General features: G+C 62.6%; 18 protein-coding genes and 1 riboswitch. Of the genes, 11 read left to right on the top strand and 7 right to left on the bottom strand.

Annotated elements, in window-relative coordinates; genetic code table 11:
- Positions 1–48: 48 nt before the first annotated feature.
- A complete protein-coding gene (locus tag CO671_RS06080; protein WP_097605192.1) occupies positions 49–1,926 on the bottom strand; it encodes a HAMP domain-containing methyl-accepting chemotaxis protein in 1,878 nt (625 codons plus the stop codon).
- A gap of 240 nt (positions 1,927–2,166) precedes the next feature.
- Positions 2,167–2,354, top strand: a riboswitch (cobalamin riboswitch).
- Positions 2,355–2,395: 41 nt separating this feature from the next.
- On the opposite strand from CO671_RS06080, the gene bluB reads away from it, so the two are divergent.
- Positions 2,396–3,085, top strand: coding sequence for a 5,6-dimethylbenzimidazole synthase (gene bluB, locus CO671_RS06075; protein ID WP_097605191.1), 690 nt, complete (start codon positions 2,396–2,398; stop codon positions 3,083–3,085).
- A 3-nt stretch (positions 3,086–3,088) separates the two neighbouring features.
- Here bluB and CO671_RS06070 read toward each other — a convergent pair whose 3' ends face one another.
- Both CO671_RS06070 and CO671_RS06065 read right to left on the bottom strand, forming a co-directional pair.
- Positions 3,089–4,189, bottom strand: coding sequence for a DUF2865 domain-containing protein (locus tag CO671_RS06070; protein ID WP_097605190.1), 1,101 nt, complete (start codon positions 4,187–4,189; stop codon positions 3,089–3,091).
- A 204-nt stretch (positions 4,190–4,393) separates the two neighbouring features.
- Complete coding sequence (locus tag CO671_RS06065; protein WP_097605189.1) at positions 4,394–4,990, bottom strand: demethoxyubiquinone hydroxylase family protein; 597 nt, start codon at positions 4,988–4,990, stop codon at positions 4,394–4,396.
- A gap of 158 nt (positions 4,991–5,148) precedes the next feature.
- Between CO671_RS06065 and CO671_RS06060 the strand changes: the two genes are divergently transcribed.
- Entirely contained in the window at positions 5,149–5,682 is a 534-nt protein-coding gene (locus CO671_RS06060; RefSeq protein ID WP_097605188.1) for a ribonuclease H, read from the top strand.
- A 29-nt stretch (positions 5,683–5,711) separates the two neighbouring features.
- On the opposite strand, the gene CO671_RS06055 is transcribed toward CO671_RS06060, so the two are convergent.
- Positions 5,712–8,024, bottom strand: coding sequence for an NADP-dependent malic enzyme (locus CO671_RS06055; protein WP_097605187.1), 2,313 nt, complete (start codon positions 8,022–8,024; stop codon positions 5,712–5,714).
- A gap of 256 nt (positions 8,025–8,280) precedes the next feature.
- Between CO671_RS06055 and CO671_RS06050 the strand changes: the two genes are divergently transcribed.
- Entirely contained in the window at positions 8,281–9,720 is a 1,440-nt protein-coding gene (locus tag CO671_RS06050) for an FAD-binding oxidoreductase (protein WP_097605186.1), read from the top strand.
- A 97-nt stretch (positions 9,721–9,817) separates the two neighbouring features.
- On the opposite strand, the gene CO671_RS06045 is transcribed toward CO671_RS06050, so the two are convergent.
- Positions 9,818–10,378 (bottom strand): TetR/AcrR family transcriptional regulator, encoded by a 561-nt coding sequence (locus CO671_RS06045; protein WP_097605185.1) that lies wholly within the window; start codon positions 10,376–10,378, stop codon positions 9,818–9,820.
- A 217-nt stretch (positions 10,379–10,595) separates the two neighbouring features.
- Between CO671_RS06045 and CO671_RS06040 the strand changes: the two genes are divergently transcribed.
- Both CO671_RS06040 and CO671_RS06035 read left to right on the top strand, forming a co-directional pair.
- Entirely contained in the window at positions 10,596–11,774 is a 1,179-nt protein-coding gene (locus tag CO671_RS06040; RefSeq protein ID WP_170964934.1) for an efflux RND transporter periplasmic adaptor subunit, read from the top strand.
- 5 nt (positions 11,775–11,779) lie between these two features.
- Complete coding sequence (locus CO671_RS06035) at positions 11,780–14,932, top strand: efflux RND transporter permease subunit (protein WP_097605184.1); 3,153 nt, start codon at positions 11,780–11,782, stop codon at positions 14,930–14,932.
- Positions 14,933–15,237: 305 nt separating this feature from the next.
- Here CO671_RS06035 and CO671_RS06030 read toward each other — a convergent pair whose 3' ends face one another.
- Positions 15,238–15,987, bottom strand: coding sequence for a phosphoglycerate mutase family protein (locus CO671_RS06030; protein WP_097605432.1), 750 nt, complete (start codon positions 15,985–15,987; stop codon positions 15,238–15,240).
- 209 nt (positions 15,988–16,196) lie between these two features.
- On the opposite strand from CO671_RS06030, the gene CO671_RS06025 reads away from it, so the two are divergent.
- Positions 16,197–17,006, top strand: a complete 810-nt coding sequence (locus CO671_RS06025) for a UDP-2,3-diacylglucosamine diphosphatase (protein ID WP_097579848.1) — start codon at positions 16,197–16,199, stop codon at positions 17,004–17,006.
- 176 nt (positions 17,007–17,182) lie between these two features.
- Positions 17,183–18,403, top strand: coding sequence for an MFS transporter (locus tag CO671_RS06020; protein ID WP_097605183.1), 1,221 nt, complete (start codon positions 17,183–17,185; stop codon positions 18,401–18,403).
- On the opposite strand, the gene dgcA is transcribed toward CO671_RS06020, so the two are convergent.
- Positions 18,355–19,338: an N-acetyl-D-Glu racemase DgcA gene (dgcA, locus tag CO671_RS06015; RefSeq protein WP_097605182.1), complete on the bottom strand. Its 984-nt coding sequence runs from the start codon at positions 19,336–19,338 to the stop codon at positions 18,355–18,357. The genes CO671_RS06020 and dgcA overlap by 49 nt on opposite strands.
- Positions 19,339–19,436: 98 nt before the next feature.
- On the opposite strand from dgcA, the gene CO671_RS06010 reads away from it, so the two are divergent.
- Genes CO671_RS06010 through CO671_RS05995 form a run of 4 tightly spaced genes read left to right on the top strand, consistent with a single transcriptional unit; the run spans position 19,437 to position 23,464 of the window.
- On the top strand, positions 19,437–20,606 hold the full coding sequence (locus CO671_RS06010; RefSeq protein ID WP_170964933.1) for an MlaE family lipid ABC transporter permease subunit: 1,170 nt from the start codon (positions 19,437–19,439) through the stop codon (positions 20,604–20,606).
- Position 20,607: 1 nt separating this feature from the next.
- Complete coding sequence (locus CO671_RS06005) at positions 20,608–21,447, top strand: ABC transporter ATP-binding protein (RefSeq protein WP_097605180.1); 840 nt, start codon at positions 20,608–20,610, stop codon at positions 21,445–21,447.
- 9 nt (positions 21,448–21,456) lie between these two features.
- The gene (locus tag CO671_RS06000) at positions 21,457–22,827 is read left to right on the top strand and encodes an MlaD family protein (RefSeq protein WP_097605179.1); all 1,371 of its coding nucleotides are present in this window, start codon (positions 21,457–21,459) and stop codon (positions 22,825–22,827) included.
- A 25-nt stretch (positions 22,828–22,852) separates the two neighbouring features.
- Positions 22,853–23,464 (top strand): ABC-type transport auxiliary lipoprotein family protein, encoded by a 612-nt coding sequence (locus CO671_RS05995; RefSeq protein WP_097605178.1) that lies wholly within the window; start codon positions 22,853–22,855, stop codon positions 23,462–23,464.
- Positions 23,465–23,512 lie beyond the last annotated feature (48 nt).

Genomic DNA, 23,512 nt, shown 5'->3' with positions numbered 1-23,512 from the left:
TCCTGTGATTCAGTTGTTGAGAAATAAAGCTTGTCGGCGCGGATGACGTCAGAATTCCTCCCAGGCGCCGGGAGCGGTGGCGACGGCGGTATTTCCTGCATGCCGCGGCGCGACGGCTCTCGGCTCGGGGCGAGAGTGACGAGCACTTGGGGAAACGGGCCTGGCCTGGCTTGCCGCAGACGCAGCGACGACGAACCTGCCGGCCGAATCCTGCAGCTGGCGGCCTTGCGAGAGCAGTTCCTGGCAGGCGGCATTGGTTTCCTCAACCATCGCCGCATTCTGCTGGGTCGCGTGATCCATCTGGTTGATCGCTCCATTGATTTCCTGCAATCCCGTCGCCTGTTCGCGATAGGACTGAACAATGGAAGCGATGCTGTCGCTGATGCGGTTGATCTGTTCCTCGATCTTCAGAAGGGCATCGCCGGTCTCGTTCACCAGTCCGACGCCGGCGGCAACCTCCTGGCCCGACACATTGATCAAGTTCTTGATTTCCTTTGCCGCATTCGCCGACCGCTGCGCGAGTTCACGAACCTCCTGGGCGACAACCGCGAAACCTTTGCCGGCCTCGCCGGCGCGCGCCGCCTCGACGCCGGCATTCAGCGCCAGCAGATTCGTCTGGAATGCAATCTCATCGATGACGCCGATAATGCGGCCGATCTGGCTGGAGGAGGTTTGGATTCTGTCCATCGCTCCGATTGCGTCGCGCACGACTGTCGCCGATACGTGGGCGCTGCGCTTCGTCTCTTCGACCAATTCTCCGGCTTTTTCAGCGCGCTGCGATGATGTCTTGACCGTCGTGGTCACTTCATCCAGTGCAGCGGCGGTCTGCTCGAGTGCTGCCGCCTGCTGCTCGGTCCGCTTGGCGAGCTGATCTGCGGAGGAGGCCAGTTCGCTCGATCCGCCTTCAACCGCGACAGAGGCGATCTTGATCTCCGTCAGCGCGGCCGCAACGGCCTGGACCATGTTGTTGAAATCCTGCCGCAACTTATCGAATTCGGGACCGAGATCGGCAAGCTGGACCGAGAAGTCGCCGGCGGCGAGCTTTTCCAATGCATTGGCTAGGGTGGTCATCACTAGCCGCTGCCGGTTGCTGGCTTCTTCCGTCAATGATGCGTTGCGTGCCCGTTCGGCGTCGAACGAGGCGCTCTGCTCGGCAGCGGCCTGCTCTCTTTCGACCTTCGCGATCGCCTCGTGACGGAAGACCTCCAGCGCCCGCGCGAGAAAGCCGATTTCATCGCCATTCTCCTTATAGGTGACGGGGGAGGCCAGATCGCCTTGCTGCAGCGCCCCGATGCGTTCGCTGAGGATTCTGAGGGGGCGGCCAACGAGGCTGCGCATGGCGAGAAGAAAGGCGATGACGGCGAGGGCGGTGATGACGGACTGCGTGAGCAGCGAAACCAGAACCTTCTGCTTGACCGCGGAAGCGATCTTTTCGACAGACCAGTTGGTGACGATGTAGCCGGTTGTCTTGCCTGATTTGTCCACCGGCAGCGGTGCGATAATCGTGACCAAACCGGCGGATATGCCGCTATCGTCGATTGTCGTTTTATCGGGCTTCGCACCGAGGCGCTTCGCCAGATCGGCTGGCGCGGGCAGACCGGCAATGCCGTCGCGTGTCCACGTATCGACGGCAGCGGGCTCGGCGTTGAATGCGGCAAACTGCACGAGATCGAGCGAGGGATCGTCGCGGTAGAGCGAATAGGCCTCGCGAACCGCATTCGCCTTGCCCCATTTCACGCCGCCTGCGGCCAGAGATGCAAACTGCTCCACATCCTTCGACCAGTTTGCCTTGGCGCCGTCGATCAGGGCGCGGGTTTCATACATCCACGTATAGGTGGCCAAGGCGGATATGCCGCAAAGATTGACGGCAACGATAATCGCCGCCAGCTTGGCTGTCAGAGGCATCGTCTTCAAGAAATGGAACATCCGCGGGGCCTGGAATTGCGGCTCGGTCGGATATTTGCGACCGGCATATCAACACGGGCATCCACGCTGACGGTTACATCAAGAGCGATCATGCCCATGTCCGAGCTGCAACCCAAAACGCGCGAAAACAGTGTGTATTTGATGTGTGAATAAATCATAAAGTAGAATGGGATCGAGGGCACACGCAGGTTGTTTCGCTCTCGCACGGTCGGCCGGTGCTTGCTGCCGCGTCGCTTTCCTGAAATAGATGCTTCGTCAGGTGCCCGCTCTTCAGGCGGGAGAATCGGGAATCCGGTGCAAGGCCGGAACGTGCCCAACGCTGTAAGGCTGACGCCCGCCGCTTCATCACGCCACTGGCTTTTGCCGGGAAGGCTGCGGCAGGCGGATGACGCCAAGTCAGAAGACCGGCCTGGCAAGATAGACCCAACCCGCGCGGACGGCGGGCGGTTGCGTTGTTGGGGATTTGACGATGCGACCCTTTGATGAGGATGCCGTTTCAGCGGCGTCCGGTTTTTCTCTCGCCGAACGCGAGGCCGTGTATCACGCGATCATGACGCGACGCGATGTTCGCAGCCAGTTCCTGCCCGATCCGTTGCCGGATGACGTCGTGGCGCGGCTTCTGAGCGCCGCCCATCACGCTCCCTCCGTCGGCTTCATGCAGCCGTGGAACTTCATCCTGGTGAAAAGCGAAGCCGTGCGAGCACGCGTCCGGGACGCTTTTGCGAAGGCCAACGAGGAGGCGGCACTGATGTTCGACGGCGAACGGCGGCAGGCGTACCGCTCCCTCAAGCTCGAAGGCATCGTCGAGGCGCCGCTCGGCATATGCGTGACCTGCGACCCCACGCGCAGCGGCAGCGTCGTTCTGGGCCGCACGCACAATCCACGGATGGATTCCTATTCGACGGTCTGCGCCATCCAGAACCTCTGGCTCGCGGCGCGCGCCGAAGGAATCGGCATTGGCTGGGTCAGCATCTTTCGCGAAGGCGAGCTGAAAACCATTCTCGGCATACCCGATCATATCGAGGTGGTCGCCTGGCTCTGCGCCGGCTTCGTCGACCGGCTTTACGACGAGCCGGAGCTCTCCGTCAAAGGCTGGCGGCAGCGGCTGCCGCTCGAGGAGCTCGTCTTCCACGATGGCTGGGGACGGAGCGAGCCGTAGCGGTCACTGCTGTTGCGGCTGCGGGCCCGGTGTTGCCGGGTTGGCGAGATCGATCGAACCCTGGTCGCCCGCCAGAAACTGCGGTCCGACCTGCCGGACCTTGTTTTGCGCAGGGTCATAGGGACGCTCCGGGACGGACGGCTGGGGTGCCGTTGGCGCAGCCGCGGTATCTTTCGCCGGCGGATTGGTGCGGATCGTGGTGATCGATCCCTGCTGCGGCGGTTCGCTCAGGGCCTGCTTGTCGCGCATCTCTTCGTAATAGGCGGCGAGATTGCAGGCGCAGGCATTTTTCTCGCCGGGCGCGCGGTTCTTGTAGGCGAAGGCGTTCTGCATGGCGCTGTAGGGCGTGCCGGTTGCCACCGAAATCATGTTCGAGGCTTCGGTGCTCCTCACGTCTCGATAGAAAAGCTCGGTCTCGATGCCGGGACACATCTTGGCGCAGGTCTCAGCATCGCGGCCGAAATCGACCGAGGTGGTGTTCGAACTGATCGGGAAGAAGCCGCCGTCGCAGCTGCGCACGCAGATGGTGCTGACCGGCGAAAGCATCTCGGTCCTCGGCAGGCCGTAACGCGGGTCGAACTCTTCACCGCCGCCGAGCGGAATGAAGGTGTCGGCGCGCATCGCCTGTTCCTCGATGCTCGGGGCAGGGTCGTTGGCGCTGCGCTCGGACGGGGCGTAGAAATTCTCGCTGTTGCAATCATTGCGCTCAAGAGCAGCCATCAGTTCGCGGCGCCCGCCGTCATCACCGCCGCCCTGACCGCGCAGTTCGGCGCGGCGATCCTGGAGATACCGGATATTGTCGATCATCCGGGCTTCAGCCTGCGAGAGCTCATCACAATAATCGGCATTCTCGCCGCCGATCACCACCATGCTGCCCGAGGTGCAGCCGTAGCTGCGCAGGTCGTTGCGGACCTTGCGCAGCTCGAGGTTCTGCTCGGCTATGGCACTGGCAAACTGGCGCGCTTCCGGACCATTACCGTTGCCGATCGATCGCGGCAGGTCGGCGAGGCGGCCGCGCAGGTCGTCGCAGATGGCGCTCGTCTGCGCGGTGACGGGCGTCGCGAAGGCAAGGAGAAGCGCAAGAGACAGGTTTCGGCGTTTCACGGCGTCGTCCCGGAATGAGCAAAACGGTCGATGGGTCGAATGCGACGTCACTTCGCCGCGCGTTTCCTCTTAGCGTGTTTCTCTTAATAAGCTCAGAGAAATTCTTAGCGTATTTTCGTGATCTTATCCAGCAGAGGCCGGCGATTCCCCGGATGGACCGCGTCGCGCCTGAAGTCGCTCGCGGACAGATCCGGTCGCGGACTGTCAGCTCTGCTTCGAGCGGGCCATTTCGGCACGCATCCAGCTTGAGTCTCCCCATGTCGAGAGCCAGATCATCAGATCGGTGAGTGCGGCGACGACGGGCAGGAGCAGTGTGTGGCTCATTCCGCGTGCTGTCTGGTTTTTCTCGGCCTCCCTGAGATGAGCCAATTCTTCCTCTTGAATGGAGGCGATAAGGCCATGAAGCTCGGGGTCACCGGCCTCCAGAAAAGCCAATTGATCCTCAAGGTGACGGTGAACGGTGCTTTCGACCGCCTCGGTACAGATCCAGACCATGTTACGTCCACCGAGGGCTGTCAGGAAACCGAGCAGGTAACCGCCGAGGCTCCAGAATGCCATGACGCGGCATGGCCTGGCCTTCCTGGACGGCATTGCGTCGCGAAACAGGCGGCAATGCTTGATCTCGTCGTCTCGCATTTCGCGGAGTGCGGGAATGATGTCGGGAAACAGCCTACGGGCCATCCAGATCTGTGCGCCATAGATGCGAATTGCGCCGAATTCGCCAGCATGATTGACCTTGAGAATACGACGAACGGTTACGTTTCGATCGCGCTCACCGCAATTGCTCAACGGATTGTCCATGATCGACGCTGCCCCATAGTTCCCCCTCGGCAATAGGCACTACTGCCGCTACTATCGTCAATGGTCGGCACAATCGACGGGGTGCATTCCGCGTCAAGCGGCGCGCAGACCGTCGCTATTCGCGCGGCGGGCGCAGCAAAGGCGAGGGCGGGGCGAGAATGATAGGCATCTTCAGCGAACTCCGCTCGCCTGCAACAACCGGCGGGATGCGCGAAGCTCAACACGGCCTTCACATCTTCGTGGACGGTTGTTACGAACCCGGTTCCCAGCACGGCGGCTGGGCATTTGTGGCCTATCGCGATGCGGTGGAAATCGCCTCCGGATGCGGTGGCGTCCAGGAGTCGGCCAATAATTCGATGGAATTGACCGCCGTCCTGAAGGCTGCAATCTGGATCAATAGCGAAGCAGCCGGCGAAGCTGCGACCATCTGGTCGGATTCCGTCTATGCCGTCAAAGGCTGCAACAGCCGGCGACATATCTGGAAGAACAACGGCTGGAAGAAAAGCAGCCCGAATGGAAACGCTCGAAGGCGAACGATCGACAATGCGGAACTGTGGAAGGCAGTCGATCTTCAACTATCGCAGAACGCCCTGATGACCGTTACCTGGTGCAAAGGCCATTCTGGCATTGCCGGCAACGAACGTGCCGATGCGCTCGCGGATAAAGGGCGCCTGTTGATCCGGGCTGTCTGATATTTCTCGCCGGGTTGCGAGCAGCCGGCTTATGCCGGCTGCGATGCCTCGACGACGGCCAATGCCGCCATGTTGACGACGCCACGCGAGGTGACCGAGGGAGCGAGGATATGGGCGGGCATGGCGGCGCCGAGCAGGATCGGGCCGACATGCAGTCCATCCGTCATCGATTTGACCACGCCGAGCGTGATGTTGGCGGCGTCGAGGTTCGGGAAGACCAGCAGGTTCGCCTCGTCGTGCAGGGTCGTGTGCGGCATGACGCGCTTGCGCAGGGCTTCGGTGATGGCGCTTTCACCGTGCATTTCGCCATCGACCTCGAGATCGGGGGCGGCGTCGCGGACGAGCTGCAGGGCGTTGCGCATCTTGGTGGCGCTTTCGGATTCGCGCGAGCCGAAGTTGGAATGCGAGACGAGGGCAGCGCGCGGGGTGATGCCGAAACGGCGGATTTCCTCGGCCGCCAGCACCGTCGACTCGGCGATCTCTTCGGCGCTCGGATTGAAGGTGACGTAGGTGTCGGTGAAGAAGGTGGCGCCACGCTGCGAGATCATCAGGCTGAGCGCGGAGAAATCACGCACGTCCTTGCGCTTGCCGATGATCTGGCGCACATCGCGCAGATGCTTTTCATAGCGGCCTTCGAGGCCGCAGATCAGCGCATCGGCTTCGCCGCGCCTCAGCGCCAGCGCGCCGATGACTGTCGTGTTGGTGCGCACGATGGTGCGGGCGGCTTCCGGGATGACGCCGCGGCGGCCGACGAGCGAGAAATAGAGATCGACATACTCGCGGAAGCGCGGGTCGTCTTCCGGATTGATGACCTCGAAATCCTGCAGCGGGCGAATGCGCAGGCCGTAGCGCTTGAGCCGGGTTTCGATGACCTGCGGACGGCCGATGAGAATCGGTTTGGCCAGGCCTTCCTCAAGCAGCACCTGGGCGGCGCGCAGCACGCGTTCGTCTTCGCCTTCGGAGAAGATGACACGCTTGCGCTCGGCGGCCTTGGCCGCGGTGAAGATCGGCTTCATGACGAAGCCGGAGCGGAAGACGAAGCGGTTCAGCTGATCGAAATAGGCGTCGAAATCCTGGATCGGACGGCGCGCGACGCCGCTCTGTTCGGCGGCTTTGGCGACGGCCGGCGCGATGCGCAGGATGAGGCGCGGATCGAAGGGCGAGGGGATCAGGTAATCCGGGCCGAAGACCGGGGTCTCGCCGGAATAGGCGCGGGCGGCGACATCGGACGGCTCTTCGCGGGCGAGTGCTGCGATGGCACGCACGGCCGCCATCTTCATTTCCTCGTTGATCGTCTCGGCGCCGCAATCGAGCGCGCCGCGGAAGATATAGGGGAAGCAGAGGACGTTGTTGACCTGATTGGCGAAATCCGAGCGGCCGGTGCAGATCATCGCATCCGGACGGGCGGCGCGGGCGAGATCCGGCATGATCTCCGGCGTCGGATTGGCGAGCGCCATGATCAGCGGCTTGTCGGCCATCTGCGCCAGCAGCTCCGGCTTCAGCACGCCGGCGGCCGACAGCCCGAGAAACACATCGGCGCCGCCGATGTTTTCAGCCAGTGTACGCGTGTCGCTCTTCTGGGCGTAGACGGCCTTCCACTCATCCATCAACTCGGTGCGGCCCTCATAGACGAGGCCTTCGAGGTCATGGACCCAGATGTTTTCGCGTTTTGCCCCGAGGGTTACCAGCAGGTTCAAGCAGGCAAGAGCGGCGGCACCCGCGCCGGATGCGACGATCTTGACGTTCTCGATCGCCTTGCCGGCAAGTTCGAGCCCGTTCAGGATCGCGGCGGCGACGATGATTGCCGTGCCGTGCTGGTCGTCATGGAAGACCGGGATCTTCATCTTCTCGCGCAGGCGCCGCTCGACCTCGAAGCATTCCGGCGCCTTGATGTCCTCGAGATTGATGCCGCCGAAGGTCGGCTCCAGCGAGCTGACGGTCGAGACCATCTGGTCGACGCTTGCCGCGTCGATCTCGATGTCGAAGACGTCGATGCCGGCGAATTTCTTGAAGAGCACGGCTTTGCCCTCCATGACCGGCTTGGAAGCCAGCGGGCCGATATTGCCGAGGCCGAGCACGGCGGTGCCGTTGGAGATGACGGCGACGAGATTGGCACGCGACGTATATTCAGCCGCCATTTCAGGATTGTCGCGGATGGCAAGGCAAGGGGCGGCAACGCCCGGCGAATAGGCGAGCGCCAGATCGCGCTGGTTGCCGAGCGGCTTGGTCGCCTGGATCTCCAGCTTGCCGGGGCGGGGGTAGCGGTGGAAGAAGAGCGCCTGCTCGTCGAGATCGCCGCTCGTCAGGTTCTTGTCCGTCTTGGATTTATCCGGGTGATCCATTGCCGCCTCCGTGCACGTCTTTTTCTGGAGTTCCCTCCATACATCAATCGGATACGGGCGACAGTATGGAAATGGGGGATGGGAGAAGTTTTCGTCGAGGGGGTATCCCACCGCACGGCCAATTCGTTCTTTTTTCGCGGCCGACCGTGATGGCGGCAGCACTAGCTAACCCTTTTGGGGAAACTTGTCTGGCGACGGCAGCAAGCGCAAAATGCCGCCTGCGACGGTGCGGGGCGCCGGTCGCAGGGAGGAAATCATGGACAATTTGAACCTGACGACCCTGCAAAGCGGGCAGACGATGGTCAATGACGTGGCCATGGATGCTTTTGCCGCTGGATTTCGCGGCAATCTTCTGACCAGCAAGGATACGGATTACAACGAGGCTCGGGCGATCTGGAATGCGATGATCGACCGCCGGCCAGGCCTCATCGCGCGCTGCGCTGGTGCGGCCGACGTCGTACGCGCGGTGCGGTTTGCGCGCGACAACAGTCTGCTCGTTTCGGTGCGTGGCGGTGGGCACGGCATTGCCGGAAACGCCGTCTGCGAAGGCGGTGTCGTCATCGATCTGTCGCCGATGAAGTCGGTGCGGGTCGATCCCGAAACGCGCCGCGTGAGGATTGAGCCGGGCGCAACGCTTGGCGACATCGATAAGGAAACGCTGGCCTTCGGCCTGGTGCTGCCGACCGGCATCAATTCGACGACCGGCATCGCCGGCCTGACGCTCGGCGGCGGTTTCGGCTGGCTCACCCGTAAATTCGGACTGACGACCGACAATCTGGTTTCGGTCGACGTGGTGACCGCCGATGGTGAGCTGGTGAGGGCGAGCGAGACGGAAAGACCGGATCTGTTCTGGGCGCTGCGGGGCGGCGGCGGCAATTTCGGCGTCGTCACCTCATTCGAATTCCAGCTCAACCCGCTCCATTCCGAAGTACTCGCCGGACTGGTCGTGCATCCTTTCGCCGATGCGGAGAAGGTGCTGCAGGAATATCGGCAGGCGCTGGACGAGGCACCCGATGAACTGACCTGCTGGGTGGTGATGCGCCAGGCGCCGCCGCTGCCGTTCCTGCCGGCCGAATGGCACGGCAAGGAGATCGTGGTGCTCGCCATGTGCTATTGCGGAGATATTGCGGCGGGGGAAAAGGCGACGGCCAGATTGCGGGCGATCGGAAAACCGATTGCCGATGTCGTCGGTCCGGTGCCGTTCACCGGCTGGCAGCAGGCATTCGATCCGCTGCTGACACCTGGCGCGCGTAATTACTGGAAGACCCAGGATTTCGCCTCCCTCTCGGATGCGGCGATCGACGTGCTGCTCAACGCTGTGCGCAAGCTGCCGGGGCCGGAATGCGAAATATTCATCGGCCATGTCGGCGGTGCCGCCGGGCGTATTCCCACCGAAGCCACCGCATTTCCGCAGCGCAGTTCGCATTTCGTCATGAACGTGCACGCGCGCTGGCGGGAAGCGGGGATGGATGCAAGCTGCATCGGCTGGGCGCGTGAACTCTTCGAGGCAACCAAGCCGCATGCTGTGGGTACCGCCTATATCAACTTCATGCCGGAGGATGAGACGGATCGGGTCGAGATGGCTTATGGCGCCAATTATGGGCGTCTCGCTGAAATCAAGCTGCGCTACGATCCGAACAATCTGTTCCGCATGAACCAGAACGTGAAGCCGATGGCGGCTGTCCGGGCTGCCTGACGGGATCGGGTAATAGCAAAAGGTTGAAGTCCTAGCCGCGCGTCGGGTCCGATGCGCGGCGTTTCATGTCCTTGACTGGTGACATTGCGATGGTCGGTCATTCCTCGGTGAGATCAATCAATTCCTGCATCAGTGCCGTGTCGTCGGAACCGGCTTGATCGTCCGGCCTCAGAACATGGGTAAGCCACGCGCCGTCCGCGGCTAGGCGAACGATCTCGAGCCGGCTTCCCGCGTCGGTCGCGGCGTGCCTGATGAGCCGATCGTGGATCCATTTGTACCAGAGGCTCTTGGAATAGGGATCAGCGAGTACGGTCATGGTCTGCGCCGACCACGGGCTGCTGTTGAGAGCGCGGTCTGCAAAGAGCGTGCGCACGTAGGCGCGGGTGAAGGTGCCGCGTCCACCCTTGTCCTTGTCTAGTTCCTCATCGATCTCGCGGTCGAAGCTTTCCATCATGCCGTCGAAGACCGCCTCCACGAGAGCCTGCTTGTTGGGAAAATGGTGAAACAGTCCGCCTTTGGTCACGCCGGCCGCGCTGGCGACCGCCTGCAGGCTGACGGCGGCGAGACCATGCTCGAGCGCCAGTTTCGTGGCGCAATCGAGAAGCGCCTGCCGGACGACGTCAGGCTGTTTCTTTCTGTTGCGGGGGCTATCTATCAAGGCATGACCCGTCTTGGTGAGGAAGAGCTTTCAGCTGTCAGTAGCACTCCTGGGCTTACGGTTCCATGGGAACTCGTGACATGATAAAGCTATCATACCAACCGGTAGGTATCTTGCAAAGCAAAAAAATATCGACTATCTGTCGGCTCAGGAGGCCCGCCGAACGTCATTTCGGCGGGCTGTGTTTTTTGGACTGCAGTGGCCATCCGGAAGGCTAATGGATATGCATCTTCATAGGAAATCATTGCGTTACGTGCTGTCTCTGGCGCTTTTCTTCGGCGCCGGCCCGGCGGCTCACGCTCAGGAAGACGGAGCGATGCCGCCTGTCGCCGTCAGCGTCCTGACGCTCAAGGCCCGTGCGGTTCCCGTCGTCAACGAGCTGCCCGGGCGCATTGCCGCGACCCGGGTCTCGGAAGTGCGGGCCAGGGTTTCCGGCATCCTGCAGGAGCGGGTGTTCGAACAGGGCAGCCTCGTTCACCAGGGCGACGTGCTTTACCGGATCGATCCGGCGCTGTTCCGGGTCCGCGTGGCAAGCGCCGAAGCAAGCCTCGAGCGCGCCAGGGCGACGCAACTGAATGCCCGCCAGCAGCTGGAGCGTCAGAAGTCGCTGCGCGATCGCGATGTCGCAAGCGGTGTCGAATATGATGCGGCCGCCGTCGCTCTTGCCCAGGCCGATGCCGATGTCGCGCTGGCGCAGGCAGCCCTCGACGAAGCGAAGATCAATCTCGGCTATACCGAAGTCCGCGCGCCGATCACGGGCATCATCGGCGGTGCGCTGGTGACGGAAGGCGCTTTGGTAACGGCCGATGCCGGGGACGCCCTGGCACAGATCCAGCAGATCGACCCCGTCTATGCCGACTTCACGCAATCCTCGGGCGCGTTGCTGGCGCTCAAGAGAGCCGTCGAGAACGGCAGCCTTGCATCGACGGAGCCTGACAAGGCCGCCATCAAGCTCGTCTTCGACGACGGCACGGTCTATGGCGGAGCCGGAAAGCTTCTCTTCCGCAGCGCCAGTGTCGATACGACCACGGGCCAGGTTACCCTTCGCGGCGAGTTCCCCAATCCCAAGGGCGATCTGCTGCCGGGGCTTTATGTCAGGGTTCGCATCGAGCAGGCCGTGCGTGAGAATGCGATCGTCATCCCTCAGCGCGCCGTCATCCGTACGACTGACGGCAAGGCGCAGGTCTATATCGTCGAGGAGGGAGATGTCGCCCAGCCGCGCGACGTGATGCTCGGTCAATCCTCCGGCAACGAATGGGTGGTCGAGAGCGGCTTGTCCGCGGGACAGCGCCTGGTCGTCGACGGCGGCCAGAAGCTTCAGCCTGGCGCGAAGGTTGCACCGGACGAGCTGCGCGATGGCCGGGTGGCGTCCGGCGACGCCCCGAAGCCGGAGTAAGATCAATGGCACGCTTCTTTATCGATCGCCCGATCCTTGCCTGGGTCTTTGCGATCTTCATCTCTATCGCCGGCCTGATCGCGCTTCCGTTCCTGCCGGTCGCCCAATACCCGAAGGTCGCTCCACCGCAGCTCAGCATCAGCACCAGCTATCCCGGCGCATCACCGCAGGACATCTATCAGGGCGTCACCCGTCAGATCGAGGAGGAGCTGAACGGCGTCGAGGGGCTTTCCTATTTCGAATCGACATCGGATACGTCAGGCGCGATGACGATCACCGCGACCTTTGCGGCCGGCACCGATGTCGACCAGGCTTCCGTCGACGTCCAGAACGCCATCCGCCGCGTCGAGCCGCGGCTGCCGCAGACGGTCAGGGATCAGGGCATCACGGTCGAAGAGGCTTCGTCGGGCTTCCTCATGTTCATCTCGCTGACCTCGACCGACGGGAAGACCGACGAGGTGGCGCTCGGCGACTATCTCAACAGAAACGTCATCGGGGAGCTGCGCCGGCTCGACGGCGTCGGCCGCGCGCAGCTCTTCGCGTCGCAGCGGGCGATGCGCATCTGGATCGATCCCGACAAGATGGTCGGCCTGCACCTCACCGCATCCGACATCAGCGCGGCGATCTCGGCGCAGAATGCCCAGGTGGCGGCCGGTCAGATCGGCGCTGCACCCAATCCGATCTCGCAGGATCTGACGGCGACGGTGCTGGTCAAGGGGCAGCTGACCGACACCCGGGAGTTCGGCGACATCGTGCTGCGCGCCAATGCCGACGGATCGAATGTCCGGTTGCGCGACGTTGCGCGGATAGAAGAGGGCAGCGAGAGCTACAGCTTCTCCACCCGCCTGAACGGGCAGCCGAGCGCTGCCATCGCCATCCAGCTGTCGTCGACGGGCAATGCCGTCAACACGTCCAATCTGGTCAAGGCGAAGATGGAGGAGCTGTCACGCTTCTTCCCGGCGGGCGTCGAATATTCCGTTCCCTACGATACCAGCCCGTTCGTCTCGGCATCGATCGAGAAGGTGGCGCATACGCTCGCAGAGGCCGTCGCGCTCGTCTTCATCGTCATGCTCGTCTTCCTGCAGAGCTTCCGCTACACCATCATTCCGACGCTGGTCGTGCCCGTCGCGCTGCTCGGCACGCTGGCGGTGATGTTTGCCGCCGGTTTCTCGATCAACGTGCTGACGATGTTCGCGATGGTGCTGGCCATCGGCATTCTGGTCGACGACGCCATCGTCGTCGTCGAGAATGTCGAGCGGCTGATGGCGGTGGAAGGGCTGTCGCCGAAGGAGGCGACCAAGAAAGCGATGCGGCAGATTACCGGGGCGATCCTCGGCATCACGCTGGTTCTTACCTGCGTCTTCGTGCCGATGGCGTTCTTCCCGGGCTCGACAGGCATCATCTACCGCCAGTTCAGCCTGACCATGGTCGTATCGATCCTGTTTTCGGCCTTCCTGGCACTGTCGCTGACGCCGGCGCTCTGCGCCACCTTCCTGAAGCCGATCAAGGGTCATCACGAGAAGAAGGGCGTTGCCGGCTGGTTCAACCGCAACTTCGACCGGCTGACCGGCCGTTATGCCCGCACCGTCGAGGGATTGGCCAAGCGCTCCTGGCGGGTCATGGCGGTCTATGTCGCGCTCGTCGTCGGCCTCGGCTATCTCTTCGTCAACCTTCCGAGCAGCTTCGTACCGGATGAGGACCAGGGCTTCCTGATCGTCGACGTGCAGGGCCCGCCGGAAGCGAGCCGCAACCGCACGGTGGCCTCGCTCGAAAGCATCGAGGCGATTTTCAAGACCGAGCCGGCGGTTGAGAATGTGGTCGCGATCCAGGGCTTCAGTTTCTCGGGGCAGGGGCCGAATGCCGCCCTGGTTTTCGTCACGCTCAAGGATTGGGCCGAACGCGGCGCCGGCAATTCGGTGCAGGAGATTTCCAACCGGGTCAATATGCAGCTGTTCGCGTTGAAGGATGCCACATCCTTCGCCCTGTCGCCGCCGCCGATCGAAGGTTTCGGCACGACCAACGGCTTCACCTTCCGCCTTCAGGATCGTGGCGCAAAGGGCCAGGCAGCGCTTAACGAGGCGGCGGCAATGCTCCTCGGCAAGGCATCACAGAACCCTGTGATCGCAGGCGTCCGGCCGGAGGGCATGCCGGATTCGGCGCAGCTCGTTCTCGTCATCGATCGCGAGAAGGCAAATACCTTCGGCGTCGCTTTCGCCGACATCAACAACACAATCACCGCCAATCTCGGTTCGAGCTATGTCAACGATTTCCCGAACTCCGGCCGCATGCAACGCGTCATCGTTCAGGCGCAGGACAAGAGCAGGCTTCAGGCTGAAGACCTGATGAAACTCAATGTGCGCAATGCGAGCGGCGGCATGGTGCCACTGTCGTCCTTCGCCATCGCCGAATGGCGCAAAGGACCGGCCCAGATCGTCGGCTATAACGGATATCCGGCTGTTCGCCTCTCGGGCGCTCCGGCGCCCGGATATTCATCGGGCGCGGCGATCGCCGAAATGGAGCGGCTGGCAGCCGAACTTCCCGACGGTTTCGGTTTCGAATGGACCGGCCAGTCGCTGGAGGAAATCAAATCGGGCTCCCAGGCGCCGATCCTGTTCGGCCTCAGCATCCTCTTCGTCTTCCTGCTGCTGTCGGGGCTTTACGAGAGCTGGTCCATCCCGCTGTCGGTGATGCTGGTCGTGCCGCTCGGCGTGCTCGGCTGCGTGCTCGCGGTGATGAGCCGCGACATGTCCAATGACATCTATTTCAAGGTCGGCCTGATTGCGATCATCGGCCTGTCGGCCAAGAACGCCATCCTGATCGTCGAATTCGCCAAGGATGGTTTTGCCGAGGGCAAATCGCTGATGGACGCCGCAATCGAAGGCGCCCGTCTCCGCTTCCGGCCGATCATCATGACCTCGCTCGCCTTTACCTTGGGCGTGGTGCCCCTGGCGATCGCCACCGGCCCAAGTGCGGCGAGCCAGAATGCGATCGGCACCGGCGTGCTCGGCGGCATGATTTCGGCAACGGTTCTGGCGATCTTCTTCGTTCCCGTCTTCTTCGTCTACGTGCTGCGTCTGTTGAGGACGAAACGGCCGGCGACGGCGAACGAGGAGGCCCCGATCGGGCAGGCGCCGGCGACGGTGACATCGCCGACGTAGGCTATCCGCGAAGGCGGAGGATTGTGGCCGGGCGAGACTGACGCTTGCTTTCCCTTCTCCCCCAGCGGGGAGAAGGTGGCCCGAAGGGTCGGATGAGGGGGCCACACGGCACAGCATTCATTGCCCTTCGCTTGCGCTCGGGCACTCGAGGCCCTGCCGCTCACCCCCTCATCTGCCCTCCGGCATCAACCTGGGTCGAGCCGCGGGTCTCGACCCGTCCTTCGGACCCCCGCTGGGGAGAAGGGGGATGTAGCAGCGCCGTGCTCATTGATCGAATTGTTGGAAGGGGCCCGATACGAGTTCCACTACCCATCGGGCTTCGGCGTCATCGTCACGTCGGCGCCATAGGCATCGCGCAACTGACCTTCCTGGCCCGGCTGCCGGTCGGCGGCTTGGTGCAGCAGGATGGATTCGTAGCCTTGTGCGCGCGTGCCCTCGATCAGGGTGATATCGGAATTTCCGGGATTGTCGGAGCGCTCGAACCACTCGACAGGGCGATGCAGGAAGTTCATTTCGACTGCCCGGTTGGTGACGCCGTGGCCGACGATGGCGACGTCGTGATCGTCATTTTCGGCGTCTCGCATGACCGTCTGGAGGAACAGCCGCACCCGCTGGGCCACATCCGCACGGCTCTCGCCATCCGGCGGCCGTGCGTAGAATTTGCCGCTATTGCTGCGCAGCCTCGCCCATTTTTCGAATTCCTCGGGAAACTTCTGTTTCCGTTCGGCGTGGTCGTAGATTTCGGTGAAAAGGCCGAAATCCTGCTCGCGCAGCAAATAATCCTCCCTGATATCGCCGACGAGGCTTGCCGGCAGGGCTTCGAGCACGGCGTCCTTGCTCTGCCGCGTCCTCAGGAATGGCGAGTACCAGATGTGCAGCTTGCCGAAACCGGGACTCGGCGCCGCCCGCAGATAGGCGGCGATCACACCGCCGGCCTCCAGCGCCTGCCGGTAGCCCCATTGCGTCAGGGGCACGTTGTGATCGCCGAATTGGCGGTAGGCCCGTTCGTCGATGTTGCCGAGGGATTCGCCGTGGCGAACGAGAAAGAGACGCATCAGCCATCCCGCAGTGTCGGATCTGGAATCGCAGTCATCATGAACGCGCACAACAGGCAGGGCAAGATCGTCGCTGCGGCGTGCGGCGGGGCGTGCCGCCAGCACGGCTTTTGCGGGGCTTTTCCCCAGTCTGTCATCTTCCTGAAACACGAGTCTGGTTTTGGAAGGCTATATGAAAGATGGGGCATGAGCCGTAGCTCGTGATAGACATGATGGAACCCAGACATTTCCGCACGCTCTTCATTTCCGATGTCCATCTCGGCTCGAAGGCCGCGAAGGCCGACTTCCTGCTGGATTTCCTGCGCTACCACGAGGCGGATACGATCGTTCTCGTCGGCGACATCGTCGACGGCTGGCGGCTGAAGCGCAGCTGGTATTGGCCGCAGGTCTGCAACGACGTCGTCCAGAAACTCTTGCGCAAGGCGCGTAAGGGTACGCGCGTCGTCTATATCCCCGGCAATCACGACGAATTCCTGCGCGATTTCCCGGGCATGCATTTCGGCGGCATCGAGGTTGTCGAGCGGATGATGCATGACGGCGCCGACGGCAAGAAATACTTGATCCTGCATGGCGACGAATTCGACGTCGTCGTTCGCAATGCCCGCCTGCTCGCCTATCTCGGCGACTGGGCCTACGATACGGCGATCCGCATCAACATCCTGTTGGCGGCCGTGCGTCGCCGCCTCGGCATGCCCTACTGGTCTTTCTCGGCCTGGGCCAAGCTGCAGGTCAAGCATGCCGTCAATTTCATCGGCGAATTCGAGCGCGTCGTCGCCGAAGAGGCGCGCAAGAGCGGTGCCGACGGGGTGATCTGCGGTCATATCCACCACGCGGTCATCCAGGACATGGACGGCATCCGCTACATCAATACCGGCGACTGGGTGGAAAGCTGCACGGCTGTTGCCGAGCACGAGGACGGCACGTTCGAATTGATCACTTGGCGGACGCTCGCCAGCACCGTGCCGGCGCTGACGGCGGTCGAGCGCGAAGGGGCGGAACTGGCGCCTCAGGCCGCCTGATTTTGCCTGTTTCATCCAGCGTTGGCGCATCTGCGTCCGCGCAACAGAAATTTAGCCGTTCCCGTCAGGCGACAGGCCCAATTTATTTTTTAAAACGTTTCAGGAGGCTATTTCTCGCAATAGTCGCCTTCCGGGTGGCGTGTTAGGACAACGTCCAGTTTCCTTCAGGTCCACCCATGATTCCCGCTCAACATTCCCCGACGGGTGAGGGAGCGCCGCCGCGCTTCCGGCTGCTCAGCGCGCTTTCCTATTGTGCGCCGCTGCTGGTCAACGGCATCGTTCTGCCGTTTTTCCCCGTTTGGCTCGCGACCCACAGCTTCAGCGACCATGAGATCGGCATCATCCTTGCCATACCGATGGTGGTCCGCGTGCTGGTGGCGCCTGTCGTCGCCATGATCGCCGACCGCTTGAAGGAACGCGCCGACGTGCTGCTCTGGTCGGGCGGCCTGTCGCTGCTGACGGCGATCGCGCTCTACTGGACGACCAGTTTCTGGCCGGTGACGATCGTCTATACGCTGCAGGGTGCCACCTTCGCGCCCTATCTGCCGGTCGTCGAATCGATCGTCATCTCCGGCGTGCGCCGCTGGGGGCTCGATTACGGGTCGATGCGCGTCTGGGGCTCGATCGCCTTCATCGTGTCGACGCTCGTCGGCGGTCAGCTGATCAGCCGGTGGGGCGGCGAGATGGTGCTGCCGGTGATGGTGTTCGGCTTTGCCATGACCGTCGTGATGGCGATCTTTTGTCCGCGCATCGGGCCGACGCGGCGGCGTGGCCAGCCGATCAACATTCCCGCCGCCACCGGCAGCGGCCTGCGCGAGCCGCATCTGCTGCTGCTCCTGATCGGCGTCGCCATCCAGCAGTCAAGCCATGCCGTGCTCAACGCTTTCTCGTCGATCTACTGGCATCAGCTGGGCTTTTCCGGCGCTGAGGTCGGTTTGCTCTGGAGTGCCGGTGTCGCTTCGGAGGTGACGGTATTCTTCCTGTCGAAGCGTCTCAACCGGCGCTTCAATGCCTGGACGCTGATCCGCTTCGGCTGCGCCGTCAGCGTCTGCCGCTGGATCCTGTTTCCCATGAACACGGGCTTTGCCGGCTTCTTCCTGCTGCAATGCTTCCACGGCTTTACCTACGCCTTCGTGCATACCGGCGTGCAGCGGCGGATAGTGGCGACGGTGCAGGAGACACAGGAATCCTCGGCCCAAGGCGCCTATTTCTTCTATGTCGGCATGGCGATGGCGCTGATGACCATCGCAGCAGGCTATCTCTACGCCTTACTCGGCGTCGTCAGCTTTTACGTCATGGCGCTGGTCGCGCTCTGTGGCCTCGGCCTCGTCATCTCGGCCTATTACCTTCAGCCCCAGAGGCTGCTTTCGGGCGGAAAAACCAGGGAAGCGGCGTAGCGCAGGCCGGGCTCGCGGTCGTGGGCGAGCAGCAGCGGGCCGTCGAGATCGACGAAATCGGCATTCTGGGCGAGCAGCACCGCCGGCGCCATGGCAAGCGAGGTGCCGACCATGCAGCCGATCATGATGGCGAAGCCGATCCGCTCGGCTTCCGTCTTCATCGCCAGGGCTTCGGTGAGGCCGCCTGACTTGTCGAGCTTGATGTTGATCGCGTCATAGCGGTCGGCAAGGCTTGCGAGATCGCCGGTATGGTGGACGCTCTCGTCGGCGCAGACGAGGAGCGGGCGGCGGATCTCGGCAAGCAAGGCGTCGCGGCCGGCCGGCAGCGGTTGCTCGACGAGCGCCACACCCGCCTCCGCGGCGATGTTGAGGTGACGCTCCAGCGCCGATTCCGGCCAGCCTTCATTGGCATCGAGGATGATTGCGGCCTCGGGCGCGGCCGCGCGGACGGCGCGGATGCGGCTTTCATCGTCGCCGGTGCCGACCTTGACCTTCAGCAGGGCGCGGCCGGCATGTTCGCGCGCCTGGGCCGCCATCACCTCCGGTTCGCCGAGCGAAATGGTATAGGCTGTCGTCAGCGGTTTCGGATCGGCAATGCCCAGTCGAGACGCGACGCTTTGGCCCGTCTGTTTGGCTTCCAGATCCCAGAGGGCGCAATCGACGGCGTTGCGAGCAGCGCCGGGCGGCATCGCCGACAACAGGTCGCGCCGCGAGATGCCTGCCTCGATCAGCGGACGCGCGGCTTCGATCTGGGCAAGAACGCTCTGCATCGTCTCGCCGTAGCGGCGATAGGGCACACATTCGCCATGCCCCTCAGCCCCTTCGTCCGTCAGCGCGCAGGTGATGACCTCGGCCTGCGTCTTTGCGCCACGCGCGATGGTGAAGGTTCCGGCAATCGGAAAGGAATTCATCTGGATATCAAGGATGCGCGGCATTATTGCTGTCCTGCGAGCATGGAAATTGCACGTTGCTTCTGTATATTGACGCGCCGGGCGACGAACCGCTTCGCGAGTCGGCACTGTCGCTGTAAGCCTTGAAAGACACAAGTATCTTGAACGCCGAGAATCGCAACGCTGCCTCGCTTGCCGTGGACGACCAGTCCGATGGTTCGGGACAGCATGTGCGTCTGAGCGGCAACTGGCGCAGCGCCTATGTGCATCTTGTGCTGCGCGATTTCGAAAAACTCCTGCACCAGAAGTCCGGTAACCTGACGGTCGATCTGTCTGAGATCACCGATATCGATACGGCGGGCATCTGGCTGCTGTGCCGGCTGAAAAAGGAAGCGGAGGCGGCCGGGCGGACGGTCCGCTTCGAAGGCACCAATCCGCATATCGACGAAATGCTGGTGATGTTTTCCGAGGAGCCGGCCAAACCGGAGCCGGAGCCGAAGGAGAAGGTCTCCCTGGCCGCGCGCATCCTCGCGCCGATCGGCAAGATGACCTACGACGTCTGGGACAATCTCGCCGCCGCCATGTACATCCTCGGCTCGGCGGTGCGCGGCGCGCAGATGAAGTTCGGCCGCGGCAGCGGCGTTTCGCCGGCCTCGATCGTCAATCAGATCGACCATATGGGCGTTCGCGCCGTTCCGATCATCCTGCTGATGTCATTCCTGATCGGGGCGATCATCGCCCAGCAGGGCGCCTTCCAGCTGCGCTATTTCGGCGCGGAAGTCTTCGTCGTCGATCTCGTCGGCATCCTGCAATTGCGCGAAATCGGCGTGCTGCTGACCTCGATCATGATCGCCGGCCGTTCCGGCAGCGCGATCACCGCCGAAATCGGCTCGATGAAGATGCGCGAGGAGATCGACGCGCTGAAGGTGATGGGCCTGAACCCGATCGGCGTGCTGATCTTCCCGCGACTGGTGGCGCTGACCATCGCGCTGCCGCTGCTGACGGTCTTGGCGAACTTCGCCTCGCTTGCCGGCGCGGCGGCCGTCGCGTGGGGCTATTCCGGCATCACCTTCGCCAACTTCCTGGCACGCCTGCACGAGGCGGTGACGCTTTCGACCGTGCTGTCGGGCATGATCAAGGCGCCGTTCATGGCGCTCGTCATCGGTATCGTCGCCGCCGTCGAAGGATTAAAAGTCGGCGGCAGCGCCGAATCGCTCGGCCAGCACGTCACGGCCTCGGTGGTGAAGGCGATTTTCGTCGTCATCCTGATGGACGGGCTTTTTGCGATGTTCTATGCAGCGATCAACTTCTAGCATGGCGGACCGCGTGAACGAGCAAGCGATCGAAAGCGAAGGACAGGGCAGGGATGTCGTGCTTTCGGCGCGCGACGTCACCGTCGCCTTTGGCTCGAAGGTGGTGCTCGACAATCTCAACCTCAATATCTATCGCGGCGAGATCCTCGGCTTCGTCGGCGCGTCGGGTACCGGCAAATCGGTGCTGATGCGCACGGTGCTGAGGCTGCTGCCGCGCCGCTCCGGCACGATCAAGATCCTCGGCCAGGACTTCGACGAACTCGACGAACCGCAGCGCAACGCGCTCGACATGCGGCTCGGCGTGCTGTTCCAGCAGGGGGCGCTGTTCTCGTCGCTGACGGTCAAGGAAAACATCCAGGTGCCGATGCGCGAATATCTCGATCTACCGCGCTCGCTGATGGATGAACTGGCGCATCTGAAGATCCGCATGGTGGGGCTCGCGGCCGATGCCGCCGACAAATATCCGTCCGAGCTTTCGGGCGGCATGATCAAGCGCGCCGCCCTTGCACGCGCCCTGGCGCTCGATCCCGAACTCGTCTTCCTGGACGAACCGACTTCCGGTCTCGATCCGATCGGGGCGGCCGAATTCGACGAACTGATCGCCAATCTGCGCGATAGTCTGGGACTGACCGTGTATATGGTGACGCACGATCTCGACAGCCTGTTTTCGGTCTGCGACCGTATTGCTGTGCTCGGAAAGAAGCGGGTAATGGTGGAAGGCACGATCGACGACATGCTGGCCTATGACGATCCGTGGGTACAGGCCTATTTTAGAGGTAAGCGGGCGCGGTCGATCGTGCCGCAGGACGAAGGCGCACGCCACGGCAGCAGCGGGAAGTGACCGGATAAGATGGAAACCAAAGCCAATTACACAATTGTCGGTTTTTTCACGGTGCTGGTGATCGCGGCGGCCTTCGGCTTCGTCTACTGGATGGCCGAATATGGCCGCGGCGGCCCGATGACCGAACTGATCGTGCGAATTCCCGGTTCGGCGAACGGCCTCAGCGTCGGCTCGCCGGTGCGCTTCAACGGCATCCAGATCGGCTCAGTGCAGACATTGTCGATCGATGCCGACGATCCGCAATATTCGCTGGCTTTCACCCAGGTGCGCACCGATGCGCCGATCTATCCCTCGACCAAGGCCGCCCTCGAAATCCAGGGCCTCACCGGGGCTGCCTATATCGAACTGTCGGGCGGCCGCAAGGGCGAGGAAAGCATCCTCAAACATGCGATCGAGAATAACAAACGCGCCGTCATCGTCGCCGACCAGTCGAGCGTCACCAATCTTCTCGCCACTGCAGACAAGATCCTCGACCGTGCCAACGATGCCGTCGGCGAACTTCAGGGGTTCATCGAGGATTCGCGGGCGCCGCTGACCCAGACCTTCAAGAATGCCGAAACCTTCTCGGATGCGCTTGCCAAGAATTCCGACAATATCGACGCCTTCCTGCAAAGCGTCGGCGAGCTCTCCGATACGGTGAAGGCGGTTTCGGGCCGGGTCGATTCGACGCTTCAAGCTGTGGAATCGCTGGTCAAGGCGGTGGACGCCCAGAAGATCGACCGCATCGTCTCGAATGCCGAAAGGATCACCGCCAACGTCGCCGATGCCTCGGGCGATCTCAGGGGCGCGATCCAGAAGTTCGACGAGACGGCCACCACGTTCAACGATTTCGGCAAGCAGGCGCAGGACACACTCGACCGCGTCGATATACTCGTCGCCCAGATCGATCCGGCCAAGCTCAAAGGGTCGGTCGACGACATCTCGCAGGCGACCAAGGATGCCCGCGCTGCCGTCGCCTCGATCCGCGATGTCGCCAACACGGTTTCGGGACGCCAGAAGGATATCGACCAGACGATCCAGGACGTATCGCAGCTGGCCAACAAGCTGAACTCAGCATCGACCCGCATCGACGGCATTCTCATCAAGGTCGATGCGCTGCTCGGGACCGACAATACGCAATCGATGTTCGCACAAGCGCGCGAAACGCTGGAATCCTTCAAGAAGGTCGCCGACAATCTGAATTCGCGAATCGGGCCGATCGCCGACAATTTGCAGAAATTCTCGAGCGGCGGCTTGCGCGACGTGCAGACTCTCGTCAACGACATGCGCGGGACAGTGAACAATCTGAACGAGACGATCACCAACTTCGACCGCAATCCGCAACGCCTGATCTTCGGTGGGGACACGGTCAAGCAGTATGACGGCCGGACGCGGCGCTAACAGGGGAAGTCAGGGGTAGCCTAATATGGTCGCATCGCATCTGTTGTCGCGCCGTTCATGGATCAGGGGAACGGTGATCGCGCTGCCGCTGACGGCGCTGATTCTTTCCGGGTGCGGCACCGCGGCCAAGAACGATACCTATGACCTGGCGGGTACCGTCGACGGCGACGGACCCGCGGCCAAATCCCGCCAGATCCTGATTGCCGGCCCGACGGCGCTGAGGTCGCTCGACAGCGAGCAGATCGTCATCCGCGTCTCGCCTTCGGAGATCCAGTATCTTTCGCGGGCGCAGTGGGGCGACAAGCTGCCGCGCATCGTGCAGTCGAAACTGGTCGAGGCCTTCGAAAATTCGGGCAAGCTCGGCGGCGTCGGCTTGCCGGGGCAGGGGCTGGCGATCGACTACCAGGTCGTTACCGATATCCGCTCCTTCGAGATCGATGCGTCGAGCGGCAACCAGGCGGTGGTCGAAATCTCCGTCAAGCTCCTCAACGACCGCAACGGTTCGGTGCGCGCCCAGAAGGTGTTCCGCGCCATGGCGCCCGCCGGCGGGGACAATGTTGGCTTCGTCAAGGCGCTTGACCGCGCCTTTTCCATTGTCGTTTCTGAGATTGTCAGCTGGACGCTGCGCTCAATCTGACATGGCATTTGGCGGCCGCGCGCGTCGACATCAAGGGTTGCTCAACCT

Source organism: Rhizobium sp. M10 (assembly GCF_002531955.1).
Lineage (GTDB): Bacteria > Pseudomonadota > Alphaproteobacteria > Rhizobiales > Rhizobiaceae > Rhizobium > Rhizobium etli_C.
The sequence above is the reverse complement of the archived record's forward strand: the minus strand, read 5'-3'. Positions and strand labels throughout refer to the sequence as shown.

What these genes read in the sequence shown, in the direction of transcription:
- CO671_RS06000 (WP_097605179.1), top strand. Translation starts at nt 21,457, where the DNA reads ATGGAAACCAAAGCCAATTACACAATTGTCGGTTTTTTCACGGTGCTG.
- CO671_RS06035 (WP_097605184.1), top strand. Translation starts at nt 11,780, where the DNA reads ATGGCACGCTTCTTTATCGATCGCCCGATCCTTGCCTGGGTCTTTGCG.
- CO671_RS06080 (WP_097605192.1), bottom strand. Translation starts at nt 1,926, where the DNA reads ATGTTCCATTTCTTGAAGACGATGCCTCTGACAGCCAAGCTGGCGGCG.
- CO671_RS06050 (WP_097605186.1), top strand. Translation starts at nt 8,281, where the DNA reads ATGGACAATTTGAACCTGACGACCCTGCAAAGCGGGCAGACGATGGTC.
- CO671_RS06020 (WP_097605183.1), top strand. Translation starts at nt 17,183, where the DNA reads ATGATTCCCGCTCAACATTCCCCGACGGGTGAGGGAGCGCCGCCGCGC.
- CO671_RS06065 (WP_097605189.1), bottom strand. Translation starts at nt 4,990, where the DNA reads ATGGACAATCCGTTGAGCAATTGCGGTGAGCGCGATCGAAACGTAACC.
- bluB (WP_097605191.1), top strand. Translation starts at nt 2,396, where the DNA reads ATGCGACCCTTTGATGAGGATGCCGTTTCAGCGGCGTCCGGTTTTTCT.
- CO671_RS06040 (WP_170964934.1), top strand. Translation starts at nt 10,596, where the DNA reads ATGGATATGCATCTTCATAGGAAATCATTGCGTTACGTGCTGTCTCTG.
- CO671_RS05995 (WP_097605178.1), top strand. Translation starts at nt 22,853, where the DNA reads ATGGTCGCATCGCATCTGTTGTCGCGCCGTTCATGGATCAGGGGAACG.
- CO671_RS06030 (WP_097605432.1), bottom strand. Translation starts at nt 15,987, where the DNA reads ATGCGTCTCTTTCTCGTTCGCCACGGCGAATCCCTCGGCAACATCGAC.
- CO671_RS06055 (WP_097605187.1), bottom strand. Translation starts at nt 8,024, where the DNA reads ATGGATCACCCGGATAAATCCAAGACGGACAAGAACCTGACGAGCGGC.
- CO671_RS06060 (WP_097605188.1), top strand. Translation starts at nt 5,149, where the DNA reads ATGATAGGCATCTTCAGCGAACTCCGCTCGCCTGCAACAACCGGCGGG.
- CO671_RS06025 (WP_097579848.1), top strand. Translation starts at nt 16,197, where the DNA reads ATGATGGAACCCAGACATTTCCGCACGCTCTTCATTTCCGATGTCCAT.
- CO671_RS06005 (WP_097605180.1), top strand. Translation starts at nt 20,608, where the DNA reads ATGGCGGACCGCGTGAACGAGCAAGCGATCGAAAGCGAAGGACAGGGC.
- dgcA (WP_097605182.1), bottom strand. Translation starts at nt 19,338, where the DNA reads ATGCCGCGCATCCTTGATATCCAGATGAATTCCTTTCCGATTGCCGGA.